Below are 23001 nucleotides of genomic sequence, written 5' to 3' on the forward strand. Positions count from 1 at the left end.
CCCCCCAAACCTGCTTGAATTGCGGCTGTTTGCCGGATTCGAGGCCGAACGGTAGCGCAGGGCTTGGAATAAGAGAATGAACCTGCAATGCCTGTGGTGTCAGGCACGACCGCGATATTAACGCGGCTAAGAACATGCTTGCGGTCGGGCATGGCCGTCCAGTAGTGGGAATCCCCGTCCTTTAGGGCGGGGAGGATGTCAAAGGATAGGATTAGATGTAGTACGCCTTCAGGGGTGGGAAGCCGTTAAATTCCACGGCGCTGTAGCTGGTGGTATAAGCACCCGTGGAGAACCAGTACAGACGATCGCCGCTGGCCAAATTTAGTGGCAGGCCGTATTTGTAGTTTTCGTACATGATGTCGGCGCTGTCGCAGGTGGGGCCAGCGATGATGACTTCTTCCATCTCGCCTTGCTTTTCCGTCCAGATTGGGAACTTGATGGATTCGTCCATGGTTTCGATCAGGCCGGAAAATTTGCCCACATCGGTATACACCCAGCGCTCCACAGCGGTACGGGATTTACGCGCTACCAGCACCACCTCACTGACCAAAATGCCTGCGTTAGCAATCAGCGAACGGCCCGGTTCGAGGATGATTTCCGGCAGTTCGTCACCAAAGTCTTCTTTCAAGAAGCGGGTGATTTCTGCAGCGTAGGTTTCCAAGCTGTTGGTCTTGGTGATGTAGTTAGCTGGGAAGCCGCCGCCCATGTTGATCATGCGCAGGCTGATGCCGTCTTCCTCTTTCAGACGCTCGAAAATCACCTTGACCTTGGCGATGGCGGCATCCCATACGTCGATGTCGCGCTGTTGGCTGCCGACATGGAAGGACAGACCGTAAGGATCCAAGCCCAATTGTTTAGCCAGAATCAGCAGGTCAAGGGCCATGTCTGGGTTGCAGCCGAACTTACGCGACAGAGGCCAATCCGCTGAGGTGGAACCCTCGGTGAGAATCCGCACATAAACCTTGGAGCCCGGCGCTGCTTTAGCGATATTGCGCAGATCCGCTTCAGAGTCGGTGGCGTACATACGCACACCCCGCTCGTAAAAATAGCGGATATCACGGGCTTTTTTGATGGTGTTGCCGTAGCTGATGCGGTCAGCACCCACGCCCAACTTCATAATCTTGTCCAGCTCATAGATGGAGGCGATATCGAAGTTGGAGCCTTTATCGCGCAGCATGCTGGCGATTTCATTGGCCGGATTAGCTTTAACCGCATAATAAATTTTGGCGAAGGGAAAATTACTCACCAGATCGTCATAAGCTTGGGAAATGACTTGGGTATCGACGACTACAAAGGGGGTTTCGTGATCGTCAGCAAAGTTTTTCATCCGCTTAAAGGCTTCGCGGTTGTAATAATCTTCGATTTTGATCGACATGCCGGACTCCGCAAGATGCAGTAATGGTGGACAACAAGTGGTATGAGTCAGGCCATATTGACCTGTCCCGAACGCCTGATCAGTTTCCCCACTTTGGTTCGCCTACTTCCCAAGGCATGTCGCCGAGCATCACCGGTACCGGATGGCTCCGGTAACCTCTCGTCGTCAGTACTTGAGCCGGATGGATCGTTTCCAGCTTGGACGTTCGGGCGGGAACTTTAGGACCAAGGCTCGTACAGATCAATCAAAAAATGCCCTACTCCCGTTTTTTTGCTAGCACGCTCTGAATAACGAACTTCCATGACCGTTATGCAGTTCCAACGGACAGCTCGTAAGGATCAGTTTGCACTATAATCCCGCCCTTTCTTTTGACCTGCCTTGCAACCGGGACTGCCATGACTACCCAGGCTACAGAAGTCGCCAAACGGCGCACCTTCGCCATCATCTCCCACCCTGATGCCGGTAAAACCACCATTACCGAAAAACTTTTGCTGATGGGACAGGCCATTGCCGTGGCCGGTACGGTCAAATCGCGTAAATCCGACCGCCATGCCACCTCTGACTGGATGGAAATGGAGAAGCAGCGCGGCATCTCCATCACCACCTCGGTGATGCAGTTCCCCTACCGCAAACACATGATCAACCTGCTGGACACCCCCGGCCACGAGGACTTCTCAGAGGATACCTACCGCACCCTGACCGCTGTGGACAGCGCGCTGATGGTGCTCGACGGCGGTAAAGGGGTTGAGCCGCGTACCATTGCCCTGATGGAAGTCTGCCGTCTGCGGGACACGCCCATTGTCAGTTTTATCAACAAGCTCGACCGCGATATCCGCGACCCCATTGAGCTGCTGGACGAAATCGAAGCTGTACTCAAGATCAAGGCCGCGCCCATTACTTGGCCCATCGGCTGCTATAAAGACTTCAAGGGTGTGTACCATCTGGCGGAAGATAAAATCTTCGTCTACGTCCCCGGTCATGGCCATGAGCGTATCGAAGTGCCGGTGATTCAGGGGCTGGATTCTGATGAGGCCCGCGCCCACCTTGGCGATCTGTACGACAGCTTTTTAGAGCAGCTTGAGCTGGTGCAGGGTGCTTGCCATGAGTTTGATCGCCAAGCCTTTCTTGACGGGCAGATGACCCCGGTATTCTTCGGCACGGCCTTGGGCAACTTTGGCGTGGATCAGGTGTTGGACTGCGTGGTGGATTGGGCACCGCAACCCTTATCCCGTGCTGCCCATGAGCGGGTGGTGGAGCCGGTGGAAGAAAAATTCACCGGCTTCGTGTTTAAGATTCAAGCCAACATGGACCCCAAACACCGCGACCGCATTGCCTTCATGCGCATCTGCTCGGGCAAATACGAGAAAGGCATGAAGCTGCGCCATGTGCGCACCAAAAAGGATTTGAAGATCGCCGATGCTCTGACCTTCTTCTCCAGCGAGCGCGAGCAATTAGAAGAGGCTTGGGCGGGCGACATCATTGGTTTGCACAACCACGGCACCATCCAGATCGGCGACACCTTCACCGAGGGCGAAATACTGGCCTTCACTGGCATTCCCCACTTTGCGCCGGAACTCTTTCGCCGCGTGCGCCTCAAAGATCCACTTAAGTCTAAGCAATTACGTCAGGGTTTACAGGAGCTGGCCGAAGAAGGTGCGACCCAAGTGTTCTTCCCTGAGCGCAGTAACGACATTATTTTAGGCGCGGTTGGGATACTGCAATTTGATGTGGTCGCCAGCCGTCTCAAAGAGGAATATAAAGTGGAATGTTCCTACGAGGCTATTAATGTTTGGTCAGCGCGTTGGATCGAGTGCAACGATAAGAAGAAGTTAGAAGACTTTAAAACCAAAGCCTTTGAAAACTTAGCCGTTGATGGTGGAGGACATTTGACTTATTTAGCGCCCACACGAGTAAATCTTAGCCTAATGGAAGAGCGGTGGCCGGAAGTTAAGTTTCGCGCAACAAGAGAGCATCATTGACTTTAACGCTTTTAAAATAAAAGCCCTAACAAGGGCTTTTATTTTTAGCACCCTAAAGTTGAGTTAGCTTAATCCATACTAGCCCAACTCCTAGTAAACGCTCATCAGAAGATAATGCTAAGGATTTTGGTGATTTTGGATTATTATACTTAAACTCAATAGTCAATCCATTAGAATTAGACTGCACAATATTATCTGGCAAGTCCAACCTAAAAATTTTGTCAACCACACCAGATGGATAATTAAAGGATATATCTTGCAGCCATTGTCCATTAATAAAAACATGGGCCGTCAGCTGCGGATGAGTGCTGGACAAATAAGCATGCATGTTAAAACTAATGGAATAATTAGCTTTAACATCAGCAGCTATAGGGAGATTTACCCTAGATGATACTGAATTTGACCAAACACCCCAAGCCTCCGGAGTAGACCATCCAGAAGCAAGTACATTAGTGCCTACCTGATTATTATTAAAATAGAAAACCTGTGACTCACCGGATCTTTCTTTAACAGAGCAAAGATAGGTTTTTTCTGCATTAATATTTAAGTCCAACTTTCTACAACTTGATTTTACCCATTCAAGATTAAATTCATCAAGTTTTGCAGGAACAAAAGCTAAATCATGGTCTAAAAATATAGCGAACCTATCCCCTGTATGCTTAGCTATTTTAGACTTAATAATCGCTCCTAATTCAAACCGAGAAAAACCTGGATAATCCTCATTGATACCAATAAAAGATACATCTTTTACATTTTTGCCTAATATAGGAGCAAAATAAGCGAGCGGTTTAGAAAGCAGTAAAAACTGTGTATTCTCTGAAAACTGTACTTCCGGATCAGCGAATACAGTTTCAGCATACTGTTTCCTACCCCAGTGAGGGTAGTTCGTAAAACTTATAACCAACAAACTAAAAACTAAAAAACACACTAAACCCATGGTGTCTTTTTTGAGCTTAAACATCCGTCTAGCTAAAAGAACCAAAAAAGCCCCAACCACAATACCCAGCAAGGCTTCAATAGCTACTGCATAACGTAGAATAGAAAATAACGTCTCCCATAAAATATAAGAGCCCCCTATAAAAATTAATATAAAATTAGCGGTCGAGCTAGTCTGTGTCGACCTATTAAATAACAGGAGTAAAATAACCCCTAAAAAAGCTATAAAGCTTACAGCAAAACGTGGATCAGCAAAACTTGGCTCTGCAACCGTCATCGGGCCTTCAATGATCCAATAAAACGGATAGAACAAAGCTTGAAACCAAGATGTCGGTTTAAAACGATTATCCATACCTCCAGGGCTCACCTCCATCCAAGATGAGCCAAATATGTGGTTAAACATAGGAAATAGGGGATTACCGGTCAATTGGTAGAGTTGATATCCCCAGACACCCCATAATACTAAAAATGCCAGCCACCAACCTAAACAAAATACTAGAACGGCCCCGATATTTTTTTTATTAACACCATCGAATAAAAGCACTGCTAATACAGCAGCCGGAGCATAAATCACAGCGGTTAACTTAAGCCCGGCAGCTGTACCTATAAGAACTCCAGAAACCAAGGCAGCTTTCATATTAATGCAGCCATAGTTTCTGATAGAAAATAACAAAGTGACTAAACCAGCTAAAACAAATACAGCTAATGTTACTTCATTAAACGTTGTCCCAGCTTGGCTCAGTGTCGCTGCTCCGGTAACACCGAATACAGTAGCTAATAGAGATAACGCGCGCCATTGCGGAACACTTAATGCGAAAAACACTTCAGCAGAGATCCACAAAACTAAAAATATTAAAAACCCATAAGGAATTCCGGCAACAAAAGCCAAAATACGTGGATAATCAAACAATACAAATGTAGATAACCAATAATAAGGTATATCCAACAGAGGATGAAAATAAGTTTGAATACCTGCAGCTAAGGCATCCACCTCTAATCTATTATTTAAATATGAATATGCATTATATAAATGGTAATTTTTTAAATCCCAGTTAGCATCTTGCCCTAACACAACTGAGACAGAACACCCTATCAATAAGCATATCAGTAATCCAAGTAAACTTGGCCTAGGAGTTAACAGCATATTTGAGCAATAAAACCCATATTTACGGAAGGGTATAGAATTATAAAAATTACTCCCTGACAATATCTTTCTCCATACGAAATACAAATAATCTAGTCATTAAAAAATTAAAGGCAAGCCCTGTACAAGAGCCTGCCGCCACAGCTAAAACTGGCTGCATATGAACATAGGATACATTTAAAACCAGAAAAAAATAAACGCCATTATTAATAAACCAGCCTAATCCATTGGCAGTAATATAACGCGACCACTCCTTAAAAATACTGGATTTAGTTGGCGTAAATGTATAGTTCCTGTTCAGCCACCAAGTACAGGTAGCGGCTATTGGGAAAGCAATTAACTGACACCATACTAAGCCGACATGTACATATAAAAACTCAACAATCCCAGCGTTTACTATAAAGCCAATAGTACCTACTACTAAAAAACGAAGAAACTGGGGAAATACCGATTTATAAGTAGACATTAGTGACTAATCCCTAGCAGATGAGCTTAGGCTACTCATATGATCTAACTGCACTGGAGCTGAGTATTGTAAATAGGTTAATAGCCTCAGCTCTCGTCTTCCTCTTGTCACTGTGTCTAATACTAACCCAGTAACAAAACTCATGGCGGATAACAACATAATACCTGTAGCTAAAACGGCTGTCGGTAATCGAGGAACTAACCCTGTATCTATATAGGTCACGATAACTGGCTCTATAATGACCAGTGCTGTGAATATTAATAGAACTGCTATGACTCCAAAAAAGAATAATGGACGTTCATGCCGAATCAACTTCAATATCAGCATCAGGATACGCCAGCCATCACGATAAGTTCTTAATTTACTTTGCGAACCCTCAGGACGCCCCTGATAACTCCCCTCTACATGGGATATTGGTAAGGATAACTCTAGGGCATGCACTGTCAATTCAGTTTCAATATCAAATCCCGAAGATATACTCGGAAAAGACTTTACGAAACGGCGGGAGAATGCTTTATACCCAGAAAGCATGTCTTTAACTCTACTCCCAAAAATATTCCGAACCACCCCGGTGAGCAACAGATTTCCTAACCGATGGCCTTCCCTATACGCTGCTTGCTCTGTTTCTTTTCGAATACAATTAACTAAATCAAATGGCCCGGATAATAACTCAGTGATCAGATCTTTAGCTAAGTATGCATCGTAGGTATCATCGCCATCGACCATAATATAAACGTCAGCTTCGATATCTCGAAACATTCTCCGTACGACATTACCTTTACCTTGCTGAGCTTCATGCCGTACAACAGCTCCTGCTGCCCTTGCAACTTCAGCAGTACGATCAGATGAGTTATTGTCATAAACATAAACTATTGCTTCAGGTAGTGCTTTTTTAAAATCCAGTACTGTTTTTGCTATAGTAACCTCCTCATTAAAACAAGGAATTAGCACTGCCACGTTTACTGACTGGATCATGTAAATACCACTTAAATAAAAAGTTAAGTCCAAACTATCTTTCAACTCTGCACTAGAATAACACACATTAAAACAGCATTATAATAATGCAACTGGATTAGTCTTTATCTAAAATCACTAACCTTAAAGTATTCCTCATAAAAGAGGTAAATGAATCTAAAAGTTGCAAATTACCAAAACCACTTAAATGATCACCATCTAAAAACAATGGCTTTCCATCCTGCCAGCTCTTACAAACATCTTCAAAACACAGTATCGGAAATGGATCCCACACTAAAATTCCAGGTACTTGCTGGGCAATCTGATCAAATGCTTTTAATATAGGTTGACGATATCGCTCTAAAAGAGCACGAGGCATCTCAAAACCTCGCTGACAATAAAGACTATTTCGATTAAACCAATCAGCACAGCGGAATGCAGAGGCTTTAAATATAGGTTTTGGTGCTTCAAATACAACCTGTACCCCTTGGAGCCTAAAAGCATTCAAAACAGGAATTGCCCAAGCAATGGAGCGATTACGACCAACCTCAGCCTCATAGGAAAACATCTGCAAAGCAGGGTACTTCTCACCAAAGTATGCCCACTGATCAGAAAAGCGCGGTAAGCGTAATGAGGCCAAAAATAATATGTCCCCTGGCTTAATACGATTCTGTATATCTTCAAGTGCCCTTTTAGTATGCTCACGACATTCTTTATTTTCAATATCGCGAGCGGGATTAAAACTAATAAATGGACAACCTCCATTATTATAAGCGTAAATCCGAACGGATTGACGAACACTAAACTGCTTAAATAAGCCCTCATAAGCTAAAGCATGAGAGTCCCCAATGACATAGATGCTCTGAGCCTCTAAGGGGCGTACCTCAACACAATTTCGAGGCTCATAAATCATCAATAGTCCTTGACCCACCTGACGATAGGATGGATCTCCATTACAACCAGAATATCCTTCTACTATCGAACTACCTCTCGGATACCAAAGCTCTGGTTGCTGTACTACACGACTCAAAGAAAGCTTTGACTGATTTTCTGTAATATAACCAGCAGTCCACCATCCAGCCCACACAAACATAATACCCCCAGTAATAACAACTAAAGGCGTTACATGACGTATGTGTTGACTCTTCCTAATAGGACACTCCACCCAACGGTATGAAATAAAAGCCAGTATAAAAGCTAATATCGCAGCTAAAAGCTGCTGCCATAAAAAATCCAACCCAAGAGTCCAACGAAATAACACAAAAACAGGCCAGTGCCATAAATACAACGAATAGGATAATAACCCGATTTTAACTAATACAGGCTGACTCAGTAGTTGGCGCAAATAATTTGGACTAGCGCTATTAGCCTGCAATGCATAAATTAACCCTAAAGTGGCTAATACTGCTGGTAAGGCTCCAGGGGCTGGAAAAGCCGCTTGCAAAGTGACACACATAGCATCATCGCAAAAAATCTGTGAAGAAAAACCAAAAGCCAAACAGAGTAAAAATAAAGATCCCCAACCTATATATTGTTGCGGCCTTTGATTGATTTGAAAAAAATCAGGTCGTAAGACATGCAGTTGATACAACAATACTCCTGCTGCCAGCTCCCAAAAGCGACTGGGTGATAAAAAATATCCCTGAATAGGTTGAGTATGTCCCAACCAAATAGCCCACACAAAAGACAGAATAAAGCCAGCAACAAATATCCAAAAAGAACGCCAGCGACCTAACGAGCTGGCCATCCAAGCTAAAAATAAAAATGGAAAAAATAGATAAAACTGCTCTTCTACTGCGAGAGACCAAGTATGAGTATAAGGATTAAACTCAGTCGTAGGAGCAAAATAATTGCGGCCATTCTCGGCCAGAATAAAATTACTTAATCCCCAAAAGGCATATAACCCTGTTTGCTGATTAACTGCACTCAGCCAAGAAGAAGGAACTAACAGAGCCAACCAAAAAGCCGTAACCAGTAAACACACTAAAAGCGCTGGAACAATACGCCGAATTCGACGGGCGTAAAATACCCCCAAAAAAGACCATAATCCTCGCCCTTGAAGATTGGCTAAACTGGCACTAACGACAAATCCGGAAATGACAAAAAAAACATCGACTCCAACAAAACCACCCGGCAACCAAGGGCCATGCAAATGAAAAACAAATACTGACAACACCGCCAGCGCTCTAAGGCCATCAATATAGGGGTAATAAAGGGTAGCCTCAGATGATGAGCGGGCGGTCATATAAATACTCTTAATGCGCGATAGTAGGATCTTCTGTACGAATGAGCAGTGTTTTAAGGCGCGTAGCACTATCATGCCAAGTGAGCCAAGGCAAGTCTGAAGAGGCAGGCTGAAACTTAGCCTCTAACCAATCCAAAATGGCATCTGCTAAAGGTTTCGGCTGTTCCGCGTGAAAATAGCACGCAAAAGCACCTGCTACCTCACGGAATACTGGAATATCCCGGGCTAAAATCGGTAGCTGATGTTGCGCCGCTTCAATCAGTGGCAATCCGAACCCCTCATCCCAAGAAGCGGCTAGCAAACCATCACAAACTTGGTACAAACGCTCCAAATATTCATCACTGATGCCATTCAACCAGAATAAGTGCCGACCTTGTTCTGGATGAGTTTTTAAGCAGGCCATTAACTCTGGAAGATCCCGTCGTTGATCATCAGGCAGGTCTGTCCAACCTTCACGCCCCACCAACACGAGATTAATCTTTATCCCACGTTGCCAAAGCAGGTTAAACGCCTCCAAAACCTGTCGATATCCTTTCCGTGGCTCTAAGGTACCCACCATTAAAATACTGGGGTGACGCTCCAATTGGGCCAAGACAGACGCAGCCTCCTCAGGCATTCCCTGAGTGGGCGCTGAACTGCTTAAATCAGCGCCATGATGTGACCAATCAATACGAAAATCGAGTCGATATAACGCGTGCTTTTGTAACCAACTCTGCAATTCTGTGGCGACGTGACGGGATACACAGACAGCGCCTTGCAGCAAAGCTACGCTACGCAACCACCGATCAAAATACCCCTGAGCTTGAGGTGGAAAAAGCTGAGGGGCTGTAACCGGCAACACATCGTGTACCAACATACGGCAAGTAATGCCCCGAGCCCGTAGCTCTTGGTACAGCCCTGAGTGACTGGCTTGAATAAAAGCCTCGCCAGAAATATCTAAAGCGATTAATTGATCGCTAGAGCTGTAGTCCACAGCAAAATCAGACAGTACAGGCGGCAATCCCAGCAAACCTAGGCTGTATGCACAAGCATAACGGTAGTGCCAAAAACCGCCCTCCTGACTGAGGTACACCGGCTCTACGCGCACACCCTCGGGAGGATTGTTCAGTAACGCCAGAGTCAAAGCTCTAGCAACTCGCTCAATACCGGTATGTCGATCGCTCTGAACGGTAGCCGTAATATCCACCAGCAACTGTTTGGGTTGTACCCCAGATAAATAAACATCACCAAGGCGATTAGCCCAAGCCAGAGCCTCCAAATCTGAGCCTAGGATAGACTCAGCCTCTGGTTGTAACTTAGCTTTGATTAAAGCGTTCTCGTGAGCCACTCGGGTACATACCCTATGAATGGCTTGTTGATACAAAGCGGCGCAGTATTCAGGGGTAAAACTTTGGGCAATGGCTGTTCTGGCCCGTTGTCCCAAGGCAAAGCGTGCCTCTGGATCACGCCAGAAATATTCCAAAGCGATCACAAGATCCGCTTGGCTGAAATCATCCACTAAGCGATGTACCGCCTCCTCAGGTAAATCCACCATGCTGCCGTGGGCATTGACAATGGTGGCCAACCCATGACTCATACAATCTAAAACCGTACCTGATGCTTCACCCCGTGACAGAGTGCGTAGCTGTACCGCCACATCAGCAGCCTTTAAGTAATTTTTAAACTGCTGAGTATCTGTCCAACCGGTGATTCGAATACGGTCAGGGTGCAGGCTCCCAGCAATCTGCTGGCGTAATTGCTGTGCATACTCATCTTCCCCCAAAGCCCCCACAAACACTAACCAACCCTGTGGATCTTCAGCTAAAGCGGAATCCAACCAAGCATTCAATAAACGGTGGTTCAGCTTAGTCACGCCTAAAAGCCCAAAGCTACAGACAACAAAAGCTTCCGCAGGTAGGCCCAGATACTCTCGAATTTCTGCTTTATTAAGGCTGGGCTCAGCCAGACAACGTAGGTGTGGAATTTTGATCCAGTCTTGTGCCGCCTGTGACCCATACCACTGCTGGGCTAACTGGAGTGAAATATCCGCATGCACAATGATCCCTTGTGCACAGTCCAACACCGAACGGTTAAAGGGATAGTGCATAGCAACTGCACCCTCATGCTCAGCCTGAACCATATGGCGTACGGCTGAATAACCATGACTCCAGTGTAGGGCTTGCCACTTGATACCCACATAGTCTGGATCATTATCTAAGGCCCAAATAAGGCCACTCAGATAGAAGTCATGCAGCACTAAAATGCCCGGCACTCGCTCCAATAAAGGCATCATCCATGCGTGATAACCCGAATTACCCACATGATACAAAACCGCTTGGTAGTCACTGGCATGTTGCTCTAAATACTGGGCATTTCGCACGGGACACTGAGCTCTAATCCAAGGATCGCTTACCTCAGGCTGTTGCACTATGACATCAATAGAAAAATGCTCAGCCAAAGCCGGTAGCAATTCAGCACTGTAATCCGCAATCCCCGTGCGTTCAGGAGGTAACGGGGAAACATAGGCTAACTTGGGACGCTTTTGTTGGGGTTCTTCTTCCGCAATATCTGTACCTAATACAGATGTCAAGCGTTGTGCCAATCGGCGGATACGAGGAGCATACTCAGCCGCCACCGCAGACGAGTAGTGCTCTGATTGCTGTGGAGTGGATAATTGCTTCAAACGGTTCAAAACACGGCGCAAAGGTGCCTCTAACCAAGGAAGCTGTCTGATCAGCCTTTGCGCCCAGCACCACAGCTTGGGTTGAGCGCGCACACAATGGATGAGGTATAAAATGGGGTAGCGCAGCTTCAGTGCTAGCTCATGTTTTATATTGATACGGCGTACCCTTCGCACTGACTCCGCTAACTGTCTAAGAGGACGGGTGATTTTCCAAGAGGTACTGTTATAAACACTCTGTAACTCTTGAAGGGTCTGTTCAGCCAGTATACGGTTTTGCTCACAGGCATCGGCAAGCTGCTCTAGCTGCACACGGCCCCGCTCACGGCCTTCTTCAAGAGATTGAAGCTGCTCAGCATGCTGAGCAACAATAAACTCCATGCGCTGCTGAAATACGTCCAACTGGCCTAACTGATCAGCATGAGTTTGGGCAATGTGCTCCATGCGCTGGCTAAGTGTCTGAGTAGACTCATCCAGATGCAGATCATGGCGTTTAGCCAATTGCTCTAGAGTTAATCCATAGTTGCCACTAAAGGCAGCCTCAAACACTGCTAGGCTATCAACTCCATCCGTTTTCTGGGCCACAAGGGCATAATCAGGACTAACACCGTAGAGCACCTGCCAGATACCAATAGGATTTCTGGGATCATGTAGGCGTTCATCCTCCTGAAGCCCCAAAATTTTTCGGCGCTCAAAGCCACTATACTGACACAGGAAATCCAAAAACCGCGCAGGAACGGGGCGATGGTGGGTTGGGTCTAAATAAAAACTGCTGGTTCCTACCGTGAGATTTTCACTGTTAGGGGTTTCTAAAATTAACAAACCACCGAGTGCTAATACCCGATGGGCCTCTTTCAATAAAGCCTGCACATAATCAAAAGGCAGATGCTCCACCACATGAAAAGCAGAGATCAGATTTAAACTATTATCCGGTAAAGCTCTTAAAGCTTCCAATCCATCACGCAGCTCTGCGTCTAGGCCTCGCTCAAAGCAAGCAGCCAACATCCCTTCATCAAGATCAACGCCTCGAGCCTTAAACCCATGACAGGTTAATACCTCCAGCCATTCACCACGACCACAACCAATATCCAATGCTTGCGGAGGGTTAGCGCAGTAACTTTGTAAAGCCTCCCAAAAAGGCTGGTAACTTTGCAGTCGCGCAATTACCTCATCCCTAGAGGCACGAAAACATTCTTCAAGCGCTCGATAAAAATCTCTATCACTCATAATGTTGATGACACTCCAGTTGGCCTCCCAACCACGCCATACCGGAGAAACTCCGTTGACTTTGATTGATTACCTCAAATATCAAAGCACGCTCCTGCCACGCATAATTATGTTCGATATGCCCCGCTTGGCTGTGCAGTGCCAATGTAATGGAATAAGTTCCTGGGCCAATATTAACAGGAAAGCGAAACGACCAACTGAGTGATTGGTTCTCTTTAACTTCATAACACACTTGGTCTAACTGGTAGGTATTAGTACCAAAAACATCTTGGCCATAGCGATCCTTAATTAAGAAACCCAATACTAAATCTGGAATAAAGGTTTGAGTTCTTGCTTTAACTTTTAAATGTACCTGTTGGCCAACATCCAATACTTCAATGCTCTGCTGTTGGTCATCACATAAACAAATGTCAACAAAAAAAGCCTCTCCCGTACCCGACAGTAGCGCTTTATTATCTCCTTTTGGTGCAGAAATAATATGCTGCTCTTGGTGATTGGCTAAGAGTGCATTATAGAAATCCATCACATCATCAGGGGAACCTTCCATAGCGATTTGCCCTTGACTCAACAAAATAGCTCTTGTGCAAATACTTTGAATGGCTTGTTTATCGTGGCTCACTAAAAGTAAGGTCGTACCCTCACGGGCAAACTGACGAATCCGCTCAAAGCTTTTATGTTGAAAGTAAGCATCCCCTACAGATAAAGCCTCATCCACAATTAAAAGATCTGGGCGCTGCACTGTAGCCAAGCTAAATGCCAAACGCATTTGCATGCCGCTAGAGTAAGTACGTACTGGCTGATCAAAATAACTACCTAATTCAGCAAAGTCTTTTAGATCAGGTAAAAAAGCCTCTAATTGAGTCGGGCTATAGCCCATCAACCCACCGACATGAAATACATTCTGCCGTCCAGTTAGTTCGTGGTTAAACCCCATCCCAAGTTCTAAAATAGCAGCAACTTTACCTTGGATTCGCACTGAGCCTGTGCTGGGCTTTAAGGTTCCAGTAATAATTTTTAGTAGTGTACTTTTACCAGCACCATTTAACCCAATTAAACCTACGGCCTCCCCTGGATGCAGATCAAAGCCAATATCGCGTAATACCCAAGTATACTGAGGTGCAGGAATAGGACAATGCAGCCAGCGTAAAATACGATGTAGTTCGCGCTGGTAACTGATAAAGGCTTTACTTAGGCCACGGACGCTTAATACAGGGCTCATAAAGCATCCACTACTTCATCAATAGCATGCCGATATACAAATAATGCAGCCCAGAGACTTAAAACACCCCATACCCCAGAGTAAATAAGCATCCAACAATTTGGGGCCTGATGATATACCAATACCTGTTGATAACCTTGCACTAATCCAGACAAAGGGTTCAGCAATAAAAATACTTGATAAGATTCAGGCACTAAATCCAAACTATATGCGATTGGTGTTAACCAAAATCCGAACTGTAAGCCAAGCAAAGTAAACTGACCTATATCACGTATGAACACGTTGACTAGACCTAAGACCAAAGCTAAGCCTATGCCCAAAATCAACACTAAAAAAATGAGTATAGGTAACCAAATTAGTGTTATGCCTGGCAAATCACCTAATAACCAAAAAACCGCTAAGGTTGCTATTAATAGTAAAAAATTATTTAACAGCGCTGTAATACTTAAAGCAATTGGTAGCGCCAGTCGAGGAAAGGCTAATTTCTTCAGCAAACTCCCCTGATCAATAAATAAATTTAAGCCACGACTGATTAAATCTGAAAAAAGTGACCAAGCCAGCATCCCGGCACAAAGAAACAGAGGATAGGCATAAGGCTTATCTAAGCCTGGCAACTTAGCGGAAAGTACTACTGAGAGTATAAAAGCATAAATAGCAACTTGAGCTAAAGGATATAAAACAACCCAAAATAACCCCAGTCTACTTCGTATAACTCGCGAGATAAAATCATGGCGAACACTATTATAGACAAAGTAACGTGCCTGCCATAACGCACTCAGTTGAGGGCAAAAAAACATACTACTTAAACACCATAATCTAATACCATAAATACTAACAACAAATACTATACCAGAGCTATAAAGCTATCTTTTCGTAACTTTTTGTTTTTCTGCATTACCCAACCAAACATTCACATTTTCCATTGTTTGCTCTGAAAACTTCCCAGCCCAACGATTCAATGCCAACAAACTAGTAATAAAATCATAGTGTGACTTTAATAAATCACGCCGAGCTTCATATTCTTTTTGAACTGCACTTAAAACATCAACGGCATTGACTACACCAAACTGAAATCCTTTTTGGGCCGCAATACTGGATTTTTGTGCTGACTCAACTGCTTTATGATAAGCACGCACCTTATCAACACTGGATTGAATGGACAGATAAGCACTTGTGGTTTCTTTAATCACTTGGCGGCGAACAGATTCACGGGTTTGCTCTGCCACTAAACGATCGCTATGCAAAGCCCGAACACGCGCTGAGGTTGAGCCGCCACTATAGATAGGTACTTGAATACTCAATGCAGCCACATAGCTGTCTGAACGGGAGCTTGCCGTGTTATCAAAACCTGTATCGTTACGTTGAACGCTTAAATTTAAACCCAGTGTAGGATAATGCCCGCCTTTACCCTCGCGTAGTGCTGCATCAGCTGCCTCTAATGCACTATTTTTAGACTTTAAGGCTGGGTTAGAAGTCGTGGCCTGCTCAATCCATGAATCTAAACTTGAATCAGGAGTATAAAGTGCTACTTCATCCTTAATGCGGCTTAGCTTTTCCGAAACAGGCCGCCCTATCACTTCAGACAGTGCCTCCCGGGCCAAACGCACTTGGTTACGCGCCTCCACTTCATTCGCAGCCAACTCATCAACACGAGCCTGCAACTCCAGCACATCGGTAATCATAGCCAATTGACGGGCATAAAGCGCATTAATCCGATCTAGGTTTTTTTGATTGGCTTGCCGCTCCGCAATGACTAGGTCTAAATCATCATCAGCCGCTAAAGCAGCAAAATAACGCTTAGCTAAATCCACCGCCGCCTCGGCCTGTACATCCTCTCCCTCAAACTCTGCTTGCTGAGCAAGATTTTGAGCGCCCTGGTACTTTTCCCAAACAGGCTTATTATAAAGGTGTTGGGTCAAAGTTAAGGCTCGCCGCTGCGTATTATAACTGTCTCGGCTTGAACTATTGTCCCGTGTTTGACGGTTAAAGTTAGCCGTTGCCGAAACTTGAGGAAGCAGTTGACCAAAGGCTTCACGTTCCCGATCCTCACCCGCTTGAGCTTTGGCTTTAGCAGAGATAACCCTAGGATCTTCTAAACGTGCCTCTCGATAGAGCTGCATCAAATCACTTTGATAGGTACTTGCTTTTACTGGAGCTGCTTTTGCCTCAAAAGTGAGGCCCAAAGAAATAGACAAGCCGATCAAACATAGGATCAAGGAATGCATATCTATTTCTCAATCAAGGATTTAGCAAAAGCATTAGCAGCAGGCTGCATTAAGTACTGAAACAAAGTACGCTCACCGGTATTAATTAATACCTCTGTTGGCATACCAGGAACTAACTTAAGTGCTGCCACTCTTCTAATACTATCTTCTGTTAAACTAATTCTCGCTAAAAAGTAGGGATTATTATTATTCGTCTCATCCAGTAGCCTATCTGCTGAGATACGACTCACAACTCCGTCAATAACAGGAGTAATAGCAGCATTATAGTTAGTAAGACGTATATTGGCTGGCCTGCCAATAGTCACGCGATCAATATCATTGGGCGAAACTTTAGCCTCAATTACTAGATCAGAAAAAGAGGGTACAATATCTAACAGCGGGGTTGCTGGACTTACTACGCCGCCAATAGTATGTACACTCATACCCAGTACCATGCCACTATCAGGCGCTCGAATCACTACACGCTGAATACGATCTTGCAGAGCATCCATACGCTCTTTAAGGTCAAAGTTTTTTGTTTGAACTTCTGCAAGCTGAGTTACTACTTCAGAGTTAAAATCTTTTTTCAGTTGAAGAATTTGCAACTCTGTTTCATTAATTTGCAGACCAGTTTTAATAATTTCAGTGCGATGATCAGCAACTTCAGTCTGAAGCATGTCGCGTTTGCGCTCTTGATCCAACATGCGTTGCTTATCTACAAACCCCTCTGCTAATAATTCTTTAAGTTCGCGAATCTCACCAGAGTAGGATTTATCCAACCCTCCCTTAGTACGAATCATGGTTTCTAAACCACGTATTTGCTCTCTAAGCTGACTGACCCGCTTCTCTAGTACCGAAATCTCACCTAAATGGGACAATCTACGCGCTTTAAATACCTGATTCTCACTATCTTTTGCTTCTATAGCTCTGGGCGTGTTTTGTTCTAACATACGCGAAAAGTCAACGCTAGGCTTCCCATCTCGCTCAGCCAGTAAACGTGCCTCAACAGCTAAAGAAGCAATGAGTTGACTTTTTACCATCTCAAACTCAGCCCGCAACTGAGTGTCACTTAAAATAATAAGTGGATCTCCAACCTTAACTTCGTCACCATCACGCACCAGTAAATCTTTAACAATACCACCTTCTAAATGCTGAACTGTTTTCCGATAAGTTTGTACCGTAATCACACCCGTAGCTGAGGCTGCACTGTCCAATGGGGCTAATACTGCCCAAGCACCAAAAACCCCAAATACTAAAAAAACAACTCCAGCACCTAACATTTTCAACCAATGGTCTGAAATTGGTAGATCAGGATCTACACCTTCCAAGTGAGTCAAAGACTTACTCATTTGTACTTAAGACTCCTCAGTTTGGCTCGGTTTCGCTGCAGATTGACCCGCAGCTAAAGCATTTGTAACCTTCGATTTTTGAAGCTCTATATTCTTTTGCTGCCGAGCTCCCAATTCAGCCAGTACAGCCGCTTTAGGGCCATAAAGATCAATACCACCATTACTTAACATCATCAGGTAGTCCACCTGTGCCAAAATACCTTGACGATGGGTAATAATAAACAAAGTAGCCTTAGTCGCCTTCAACTGCTGAATAGCACGAGCTAATGCCATTTCACCCACTTCATCTAAATTAGAGTTTGGCTCATCTAAAACAATTAAGCGGGGCATACCGTAAATCGCTCGGGCTAAGCCAATACGCTGCCGTTGCCCTCCCGATAAATTAACTCCATCACTACCAATAACAGTGTCATAACCACTGGGAAGTTGCAGAATCATTTCATGCACACTGGCCATCTTAGCTGCTTGAATGATTTTTTCTGGATTAGGATCACCAAAGCGGGCAATATTTTCACTAATACTGCCTTCAAATAACTCAATGTCTTGCGGTAAGTAACCGATGTAGGGGCCTAATTCATGCTTATTCCAATTATTGATATCAGCTCCATCTAAACGCACAACTCCATGTTGCGGAGCCCAGATACCCAACAATGCACGAGCTAATGTAGATTTTCCTGAAGCACTGGCTCCCACAATACCTACAACGCTACCCGCTGTTACGGAAAAGCTAATATTTTTAAGGATGGGATTGGATATCTTGGCACCTGGAGCTCCAATAATTAATCGCTCAACGGCAACATGCCCCTCTGGTGCGGGCAAAGACATGCGCTCCGGCTCAGCCTGTAATTGATCCAAAGTTTCATTCAAGCGTTGATACTGATCCCGGGCATTTACAAACCCCTTCCAGCCACCAATGATTTGGTCAATAGGTGCCAGCGCTCTGCCTAACAAAATAGAGCCTGCCATCATTACGCCTGGGTTAATTTCCTGCTCAATGACCAAATAAGCACCTAGTGCCATAATGAGCGATTGGCTCAAAATACGGACTGTCTTTGACAAGGAGCTGACTAAACCTCCTTGATCGCTTGCAGAAGACTGTAACTTTAGAACTTTATTTAAGCGTAGCCTCCAGCGCCGCATTAAAGTTTGCAACATCCCCATGGATTCAATCACTTCGGCATTACGCAAACTTTTAGTAGTTTGCAAATTAACCGCGATATATTCTTTATTAGCTGCTGCCAAGCTCTTGGCGGTTAAATACTCATTAAGTACAGCAAACATCAACAACAATAATGCAGCCCCAACAGCAAACCACCCATATAAAGGATGAAATATAAACATAACGCTCAAGTAAATAGGCAACCAAGGCACATCAAAAAAAGCCAACAAGCCACTTCCAGTCAAAAACTGCCTTAACCCCGTCAAATCGTTTAAAGGCTGAGCAGAGGAGTTCATGCCGCCTGTAGCCAAAGCCTGTTTAAAACTAGCCTGATAGACCTCTTTACTTAATAGGAAATCTAACTTATTACTGATTCGCACTAAAATACGTGAACGAATCCAGTCCAATAATCCCTTTACCAGCAATAAACCCGTTAAAATCAAAGTCAACATTAATAATGTCGTAAGGCTATAACTGGAAATGACTCTATTGAATACCTGCATCATGTATAAGGCAGGAGCAAGCATCAGGGCATTAAGAAAAAAACTGAATATACCTACGCTAATAAAGCTGCCTTTGCACGCTTTTAAAGCAGCTTTTAGGCTATTTTCCTGTGTGGTACGCATAAGGTTCAAATAACCCAAGCTGAAAAAGGACGGGGAGCAATTCTATCATCCTAAACTTTCCAAAGGTCAAAAGCCTAGATGACATAAAATGCGATAAGACGATGTCATTAAGGCATTCTTAGGTGAAAGATATGGGCTGCCCCTATTTTGATTTAAGAATAGCCTGAAACCATGGAGCCACCTACGCCCCCAAGATATAGCTTTTAACATCAATACTGTCTTACCTGACATGAATTTCCTTAGTCTATGGATGTATTCTTAAAGTTCAATAAAGCTAGGCGCGAAAACCTTTATTCCTCAAGTGGTATAATGATTCTCATAAGGAAATACCCCATGCAGGTACGGGGGCGTCATAGTGCATTGAAGCAAGACATCCTGCAAGTTAAGCTCCCTGAAGAATCCCATGCTAGCCTAATGGTTAGCCCTAACGATTGACCTAAGCAAGATGGAAAGCTCATGACAGCAAACTCCGACCCCATTGCCGTACTCGGTGGAGGCAGTTTCGGGACTGCCATCGCTAACCTTTTGGCCGAAAATGGCCAAAGCGTACGCCTGTGGATGCGCGATCCAGACCAAGCCGAAGTCATTCGCAACCAACGGATGAATCCTAAATATCTACAGGGTATTCAAATTCATGCAGCGGTAGAGCCCGTCACCCAGTTGCAAGAAACCCTAGCATCGTGCAGCCTAATTTTTGTCGCACTTCCTTCCAGTGCCTTACGCCAAGCGCTACAACCTTACAGCGCGCAACTGACCCATAAAATGCTCATCAGTACCACCAAAGGCATTGAGGCCAAAAGCTTCAAACTGATGAGCCAAATTTTAGAAGAAATCGCCCCCCAAGCACGTATCGGTGTGATGTCAGGCCCAAACCTAGCCCGCGAAATTGCAGAGCACGCTCTGACGGCAACCGTTGTGGCTAGCACTGATGAAGCCCTATGCCAAGCAGTTCAGCAGGTATTGCACGGCCAAACCCTTAGGGTATATGCCAGCCCTGATCGCTTTGGGGTTGAGTTAGGCGGCGCACTGAAAAACGTCTACGCCATCATGGCAGGTATGGCCGCCTCCCTAGGAACCGGCGAAAACACCAAGAGCATGCTGATCACCCGTGCTTTGGCTGAAATGACTCGCTTTGCGGTCAAGCTGGGCGCTAACCCTATGACCTTTTTGGGCTTGGCCGGCGTTGGCGATCTGATTGTCACCTGTACCTCACCGAAAAGTCGTAATTTCCAAGTAGGTTGGGCCTTAGGTGAGGGACTGAGCCTTGAGGAAGCCGTCGAGCGCTTAGGCGAAGTGGCTGAAGGGGTGAACACCCTCAAAGTGCTCAAACAAAAAGCCGAGGAGTTGAACGTCTACATGCCCTTAGTTTCTGGGCTGCATGCGGTGCTATTTGAGGGGCGAACCTTAGCTCAAGTCATAGCAGCCTTGATGTGTGCAGAGCCCAAAACGGATGTAGATTTTATTTCTTTGGCCGGTTTCTAACGACTATTCTCTAAGGAATAACCATGAACCACTCCCCCAAAACAACCCGTATTCAAGAGCGAGAGTCTTTAATTTTACGCCTCGTCTGGATGCTGGTGTTTGTTTGTGCTTGGCAGTTAGCTGAACTACTGTTGCTACTGGTCGTTTTGGCTCAGGTGGCTTTGCGCTTGCTCAATGGCCAAGTGAACACTGATCTACAAGCCTTCGGTGATAGCCTAAGCCAGTACATTGCACAAATTGGCCGCTTTGGCTGCTTTTCTACCGAGCAAAAACCTTGGCCCCTGTCTGATTGGCCCCGTCCACGCGGCCCCGTACTGGAATACACCGATCTTCAGAGTAAACGCCCATGAAACTCTGGTTATTGCGACACGGTGAGGCTGGCCCTTACCAACCCAAGGATGCTGAACGCCAACTGACTCCACAAGGCATTTGGGAAGCCAGACAAAGCGCCCAACATCTATGCAATCAACCCATTAACGCTGTGTTGGTCAGCCCCTACGCCCGCGCTCAACAGACGGCCCAACATCTCTGCTCAGTGCTAACTTATCAGGGCACTGTGGAAACCGTTGACTGGATCACCCCTGAGTCTTCTGCAGAGGAGGCTTTACAACATCTGGAGGCTTACACCTCCTATGAGCATATTCTGTTGGTCACTCATCAACCCTTTGTCGGTGAACTGGGTGGTCTACTGGTACATGGTAATCGTCAAGAGGCTCTGCCTTTAAAGACTGGCAGCTTGGCGGAATTAGAAGGCGCGGTTCTGGCACGCGGCTTAATGCACCTGCGCTCCCTCCGACATCCTTAGTGATGAGGTTCCCCGCCCCCTTAGATAGCCTGATACACTGGCTCCAGCCCCTTTCTGGAGATCTTCACTATGTGTCTATTCTGTAAGATTGCGGCGGGTGAAATCCCAGCCCGTATTCTTTATGAGGACGATCAAGTCGTTGCTTTTCACGATATAGCCCCTCAGGCTCCGGTCCACTTTTTAGTCATCCCTAAAAAACATATTGCCACCCTCAACGATCTGGATACCGAGGATAAACTCCTCGCTGGGCACATTCTCTTTACCGCCCAAAGGTTAGCCCGTGAGCTGGGATGTGAGTCGGGGTTTCGGGTGGTCATGAACTGCAATGAACAGGGCGGCCAAACGGTCTACCATATTCACATGCACGTTCTGGGGCAGCGCCAGATGCATTGGCCTCCGGGCTAATCTTTATTTGAACCCTAAACCCCATTCCTGTTTGCCTGCCTAACCGATACCGGAGGCTCCCATGTCTCAACAACGCCACTACTCCCCTTTAGACCAAGTATTGATCCAAGCCGATGCGGCCCTGCGCACCCTGCTCCCTTTTACCGGCCACACCACCCGCCCCTCTCCCGCCAAACTTAAAGATGAAACCTTGCTCAGCGACCAAGAAAGCCGCCACGTCGCTGGTTTAATGCGCATTAATCATACTGGCGAAGTCTGCGCCCAAGGCCTGTACCAAGGACAAGCACTCACCGCACGTCTGCCCCATGTGCGCCAAGCCATGGAGCACGCCGCCGATGAGGAAATTGACCATCTGGCTTGGTGTGAACAGCGTATTCGTGAATTGGGTAGCCGCCCAAGCCTGCTTAACCCGATCTTTTACGGTTTATCCTTTGGCATCGGAGCTACAGCGGGCTTAATCAGTGACCGAGTGAGCCTAGGTTTTGTGGCTGCGACTGAGGATCAGGTCTGCAAACACTTGGATCATCATCTGAGCCAAATTCCGGTGACAGATGAAAAGTCACGGGCTATTTTGGAGCAAATGCGTGTAGATGAGGCGCAACACTCCACAACGGCACTCAATGCCGGAGGTCTGCGCTTTCCTGCTCCCGTCAAAATGGGCATGAGCCTGCTGTCTAAGGTCATGACCTTCAGCACCTACCGCATCTAAGTTAGGCATTACTTGGAGGGGACTTGTCTGAGCACCCTCCAAGCATGACTTAGGTATT

The 23001-nt window shown here is 45.7% G+C and carries 17 protein-coding genes; 6 read left to right on the forward strand and 11 right to left on the reverse strand.

Going from position 1 to position 23001, the window contains the following annotated elements; all coding sequences use genetic code 11:
- Positions 1-211 precede the first annotated feature (211 nt).
- Positions 212-1375, reverse strand: coding sequence for a type III PLP-dependent enzyme (locus tag LX59_RS04705; protein WP_144570695.1), 1164 nt, complete (start codon positions 1373-1375; stop codon positions 212-214).
- Positions 1376-1770: 395 nt separating this feature from the next.
- On the opposite strand from LX59_RS04705, the gene LX59_RS04710 reads away from it, so the two are divergent.
- A complete protein-coding gene (locus LX59_RS04710; protein ID WP_144570696.1) occupies positions 1771-3354 on the forward strand; it encodes a peptide chain release factor 3 in 1584 nt (527 codons plus the stop codon).
- A gap of 52 nt (positions 3355-3406) precedes the next feature.
- On the opposite strand, the gene LX59_RS04715 is transcribed toward LX59_RS04710, so the two are convergent.
- The 10 genes from LX59_RS04715 to LX59_RS04760 form a co-directional block, all read right to left on the reverse strand.
- On the reverse strand, positions 3407-5362 hold the full coding sequence (locus LX59_RS04715) for a DUF7024 domain-containing protein (protein ID WP_144570697.1): 1956 nt from the start codon (positions 5360-5362) through the stop codon (positions 3407-3409).
- 121 nt (positions 5363-5483) lie between these two features.
- On the reverse strand, positions 5484-5900 hold the full coding sequence (locus LX59_RS04720) for a GtrA family protein (RefSeq protein WP_144570698.1): 417 nt from the start codon (positions 5898-5900) through the stop codon (positions 5484-5486).
- A gap of 6 nt (positions 5901-5906) precedes the next feature.
- A complete protein-coding gene (locus tag LX59_RS04725; RefSeq protein WP_144570699.1) occupies positions 5907-6875 on the reverse strand; it encodes a glycosyltransferase family 2 protein in 969 nt (322 codons plus the stop codon).
- Positions 6876-6972: 97 nt separating this feature from the next.
- A complete protein-coding gene (locus LX59_RS04730) occupies positions 6973-9099 on the reverse strand; it encodes an acyltransferase family protein (RefSeq protein ID WP_144570700.1) in 2127 nt (708 codons plus the stop codon).
- Between the two features lie 10 nt (positions 9100-9109).
- The gene (locus LX59_RS04735) at positions 9110-12985 is read right to left on the reverse strand and encodes a glycosyltransferase (RefSeq protein WP_144570701.1); all 3876 of its coding nucleotides are present in this window, start codon (positions 12983-12985) and stop codon (positions 9110-9112) included.
- Positions 12978-14204, reverse strand: coding sequence for an ABC transporter ATP-binding protein (locus LX59_RS04740; protein ID WP_144570702.1), 1227 nt, complete (start codon positions 14202-14204; stop codon positions 12978-12980). Before LX59_RS04740 ends, LX59_RS04735 begins: the two co-directional genes overlap by 8 nt.
- Complete coding sequence (locus tag LX59_RS04745) at positions 14201-15001, reverse strand: ABC transporter permease (RefSeq protein WP_144570703.1); 801 nt, start codon at positions 14999-15001, stop codon at positions 14201-14203. Before LX59_RS04745 ends, LX59_RS04740 begins: the two co-directional genes overlap by 4 nt.
- A 66-nt stretch (positions 15002-15067) precedes the next feature.
- Positions 15068-16429 (reverse strand): TolC family outer membrane protein, encoded by a 1362-nt coding sequence (locus LX59_RS04750; protein ID WP_144570704.1) that lies wholly within the window; start codon positions 16427-16429, stop codon positions 15068-15070.
- A gap of 2 nt (positions 16430-16431) precedes the next feature.
- Complete coding sequence (locus tag LX59_RS04755) at positions 16432-17757, reverse strand: HlyD family type I secretion periplasmic adaptor subunit (protein ID WP_144570705.1); 1326 nt, start codon at positions 17755-17757, stop codon at positions 16432-16434.
- Between the two features lie 6 nt (positions 17758-17763).
- The gene (locus tag LX59_RS04760; protein WP_144570706.1) at positions 17764-19542 is read right to left on the reverse strand and encodes a type I secretion system permease/ATPase; all 1779 of its coding nucleotides are present in this window, start codon (positions 19540-19542) and stop codon (positions 17764-17766) included.
- Between the two features lie 456 nt (positions 19543-19998).
- Here LX59_RS04760 and LX59_RS04765 point away from each other — a divergent pair, with 456 nt between their 5' ends.
- From LX59_RS04765 to coq7, 5 genes are all read left to right on the forward strand, one after another.
- Positions 19999-21024: an NAD(P)H-dependent glycerol-3-phosphate dehydrogenase gene (locus LX59_RS04765; RefSeq protein WP_144570707.1), complete on the forward strand. Its 1026-nt coding sequence runs from the start codon at positions 19999-20001 to the stop codon at positions 21022-21024.
- A 23-nt stretch (positions 21025-21047) separates the two neighbouring features.
- Complete coding sequence (locus LX59_RS04770; protein ID WP_144570708.1) at positions 21048-21374, forward strand: DUF4389 domain-containing protein; 327 nt, start codon at positions 21048-21050, stop codon at positions 21372-21374.
- The gene (sixA, locus tag LX59_RS04775; RefSeq protein WP_144570709.1) at positions 21371-21829 is read left to right on the forward strand and encodes a phosphohistidine phosphatase SixA; all 459 of its coding nucleotides are present in this window, start codon (positions 21371-21373) and stop codon (positions 21827-21829) included. The genes LX59_RS04770 and sixA overlap by 4 nt, the downstream gene beginning before the upstream one ends.
- Positions 21830-21898: 69 nt before the next feature.
- Positions 21899-22234: a histidine triad nucleotide-binding protein gene (locus tag LX59_RS04780; protein WP_144570710.1), complete on the forward strand. Its 336-nt coding sequence runs from the start codon at positions 21899-21901 to the stop codon at positions 22232-22234.
- Between the two features lie 61 nt (positions 22235-22295).
- Positions 22296-22943: a 2-polyprenyl-3-methyl-6-methoxy-1,4-benzoquinone monooxygenase gene (coq7, locus tag LX59_RS04785; RefSeq protein WP_144570711.1), complete on the forward strand. Its 648-nt coding sequence runs from the start codon at positions 22296-22298 to the stop codon at positions 22941-22943.
- Positions 22944-23001 lie beyond the last annotated feature (58 nt).

This window comes from Azomonas agilis (assembly GCF_007830255.1).
Classification (GTDB): domain Bacteria; phylum Pseudomonadota; class Gammaproteobacteria; order Pseudomonadales; family Pseudomonadaceae; genus Azomonas; species Azomonas agilis.

Coding starts and splice junctions, on each gene's coding strand:
- LX59_RS04705 (WP_144570695.1), bottom strand. CDS start 1,375: ATGTCGATCAAAATCGAAGATTATTACAACCGCGAAGCCTTTAAGCGG.
- LX59_RS04710 (WP_144570696.1), top strand. CDS start 1,771: ATGACTACCCAGGCTACAGAAGTCGCCAAACGGCGCACCTTCGCCATC.
- LX59_RS04720 (WP_144570698.1), bottom strand. CDS start 5,900: ATGTCTACTTATAAATCGGTATTTCCCCAGTTTCTTCGTTTTTTAGTA.
- LX59_RS04725 (WP_144570699.1), bottom strand. CDS start 6,875: ATGATCCAGTCAGTAAACGTGGCAGTGCTAATTCCTTGTTTTAATGAG.
- LX59_RS04730 (WP_144570700.1), bottom strand. CDS start 9,099: ATGACCGCCCGCTCATCATCTGAGGCTACCCTTTATTACCCCTATATT.
- LX59_RS04735 (WP_144570701.1), bottom strand. CDS start 12,985: ATGAGTGATAGAGATTTTTATCGAGCGCTTGAAGAATGTTTTCGTGCC.
- LX59_RS04740 (WP_144570702.1), bottom strand. CDS start 14,204: ATGAGCCCTGTATTAAGCGTCCGTGGCCTAAGTAAAGCCTTTATCAGT.
- LX59_RS04745 (WP_144570703.1), bottom strand. CDS start 15,001: ATGTTTTTTTGCCCTCAACTGAGTGCGTTATGGCAGGCACGTTACTTT.
- LX59_RS04750 (WP_144570704.1), bottom strand. CDS start 16,429: ATGCATTCCTTGATCCTATGTTTGATCGGCTTGTCTATTTCTTTGGGC.
- LX59_RS04755 (WP_144570705.1), bottom strand. CDS start 17,757: ATGAGTAAGTCTTTGACTCACTTGGAAGGTGTAGATCCTGATCTACCA.
- LX59_RS04760 (WP_144570706.1), bottom strand. CDS start 19,542: ATGCGTACCACACAGGAAAATAGCCTAAAAGCTGCTTTAAAAGCGTGC.
- LX59_RS04765 (WP_144570707.1), top strand. CDS start 19,999: ATGACAGCAAACTCCGACCCCATTGCCGTACTCGGTGGAGGCAGTTTC.
- LX59_RS04770 (WP_144570708.1), top strand. CDS start 21,048: ATGAACCACTCCCCCAAAACAACCCGTATTCAAGAGCGAGAGTCTTTA.
- sixA (WP_144570709.1), top strand. CDS start 21,371: ATGAAACTCTGGTTATTGCGACACGGTGAGGCTGGCCCTTACCAACCC.
- LX59_RS04780 (WP_144570710.1), top strand. CDS start 21,899: ATGTGTCTATTCTGTAAGATTGCGGCGGGTGAAATCCCAGCCCGTATT.
- coq7 (WP_144570711.1), top strand. CDS start 22,296: ATGTCTCAACAACGCCACTACTCCCCTTTAGACCAAGTATTGATCCAA.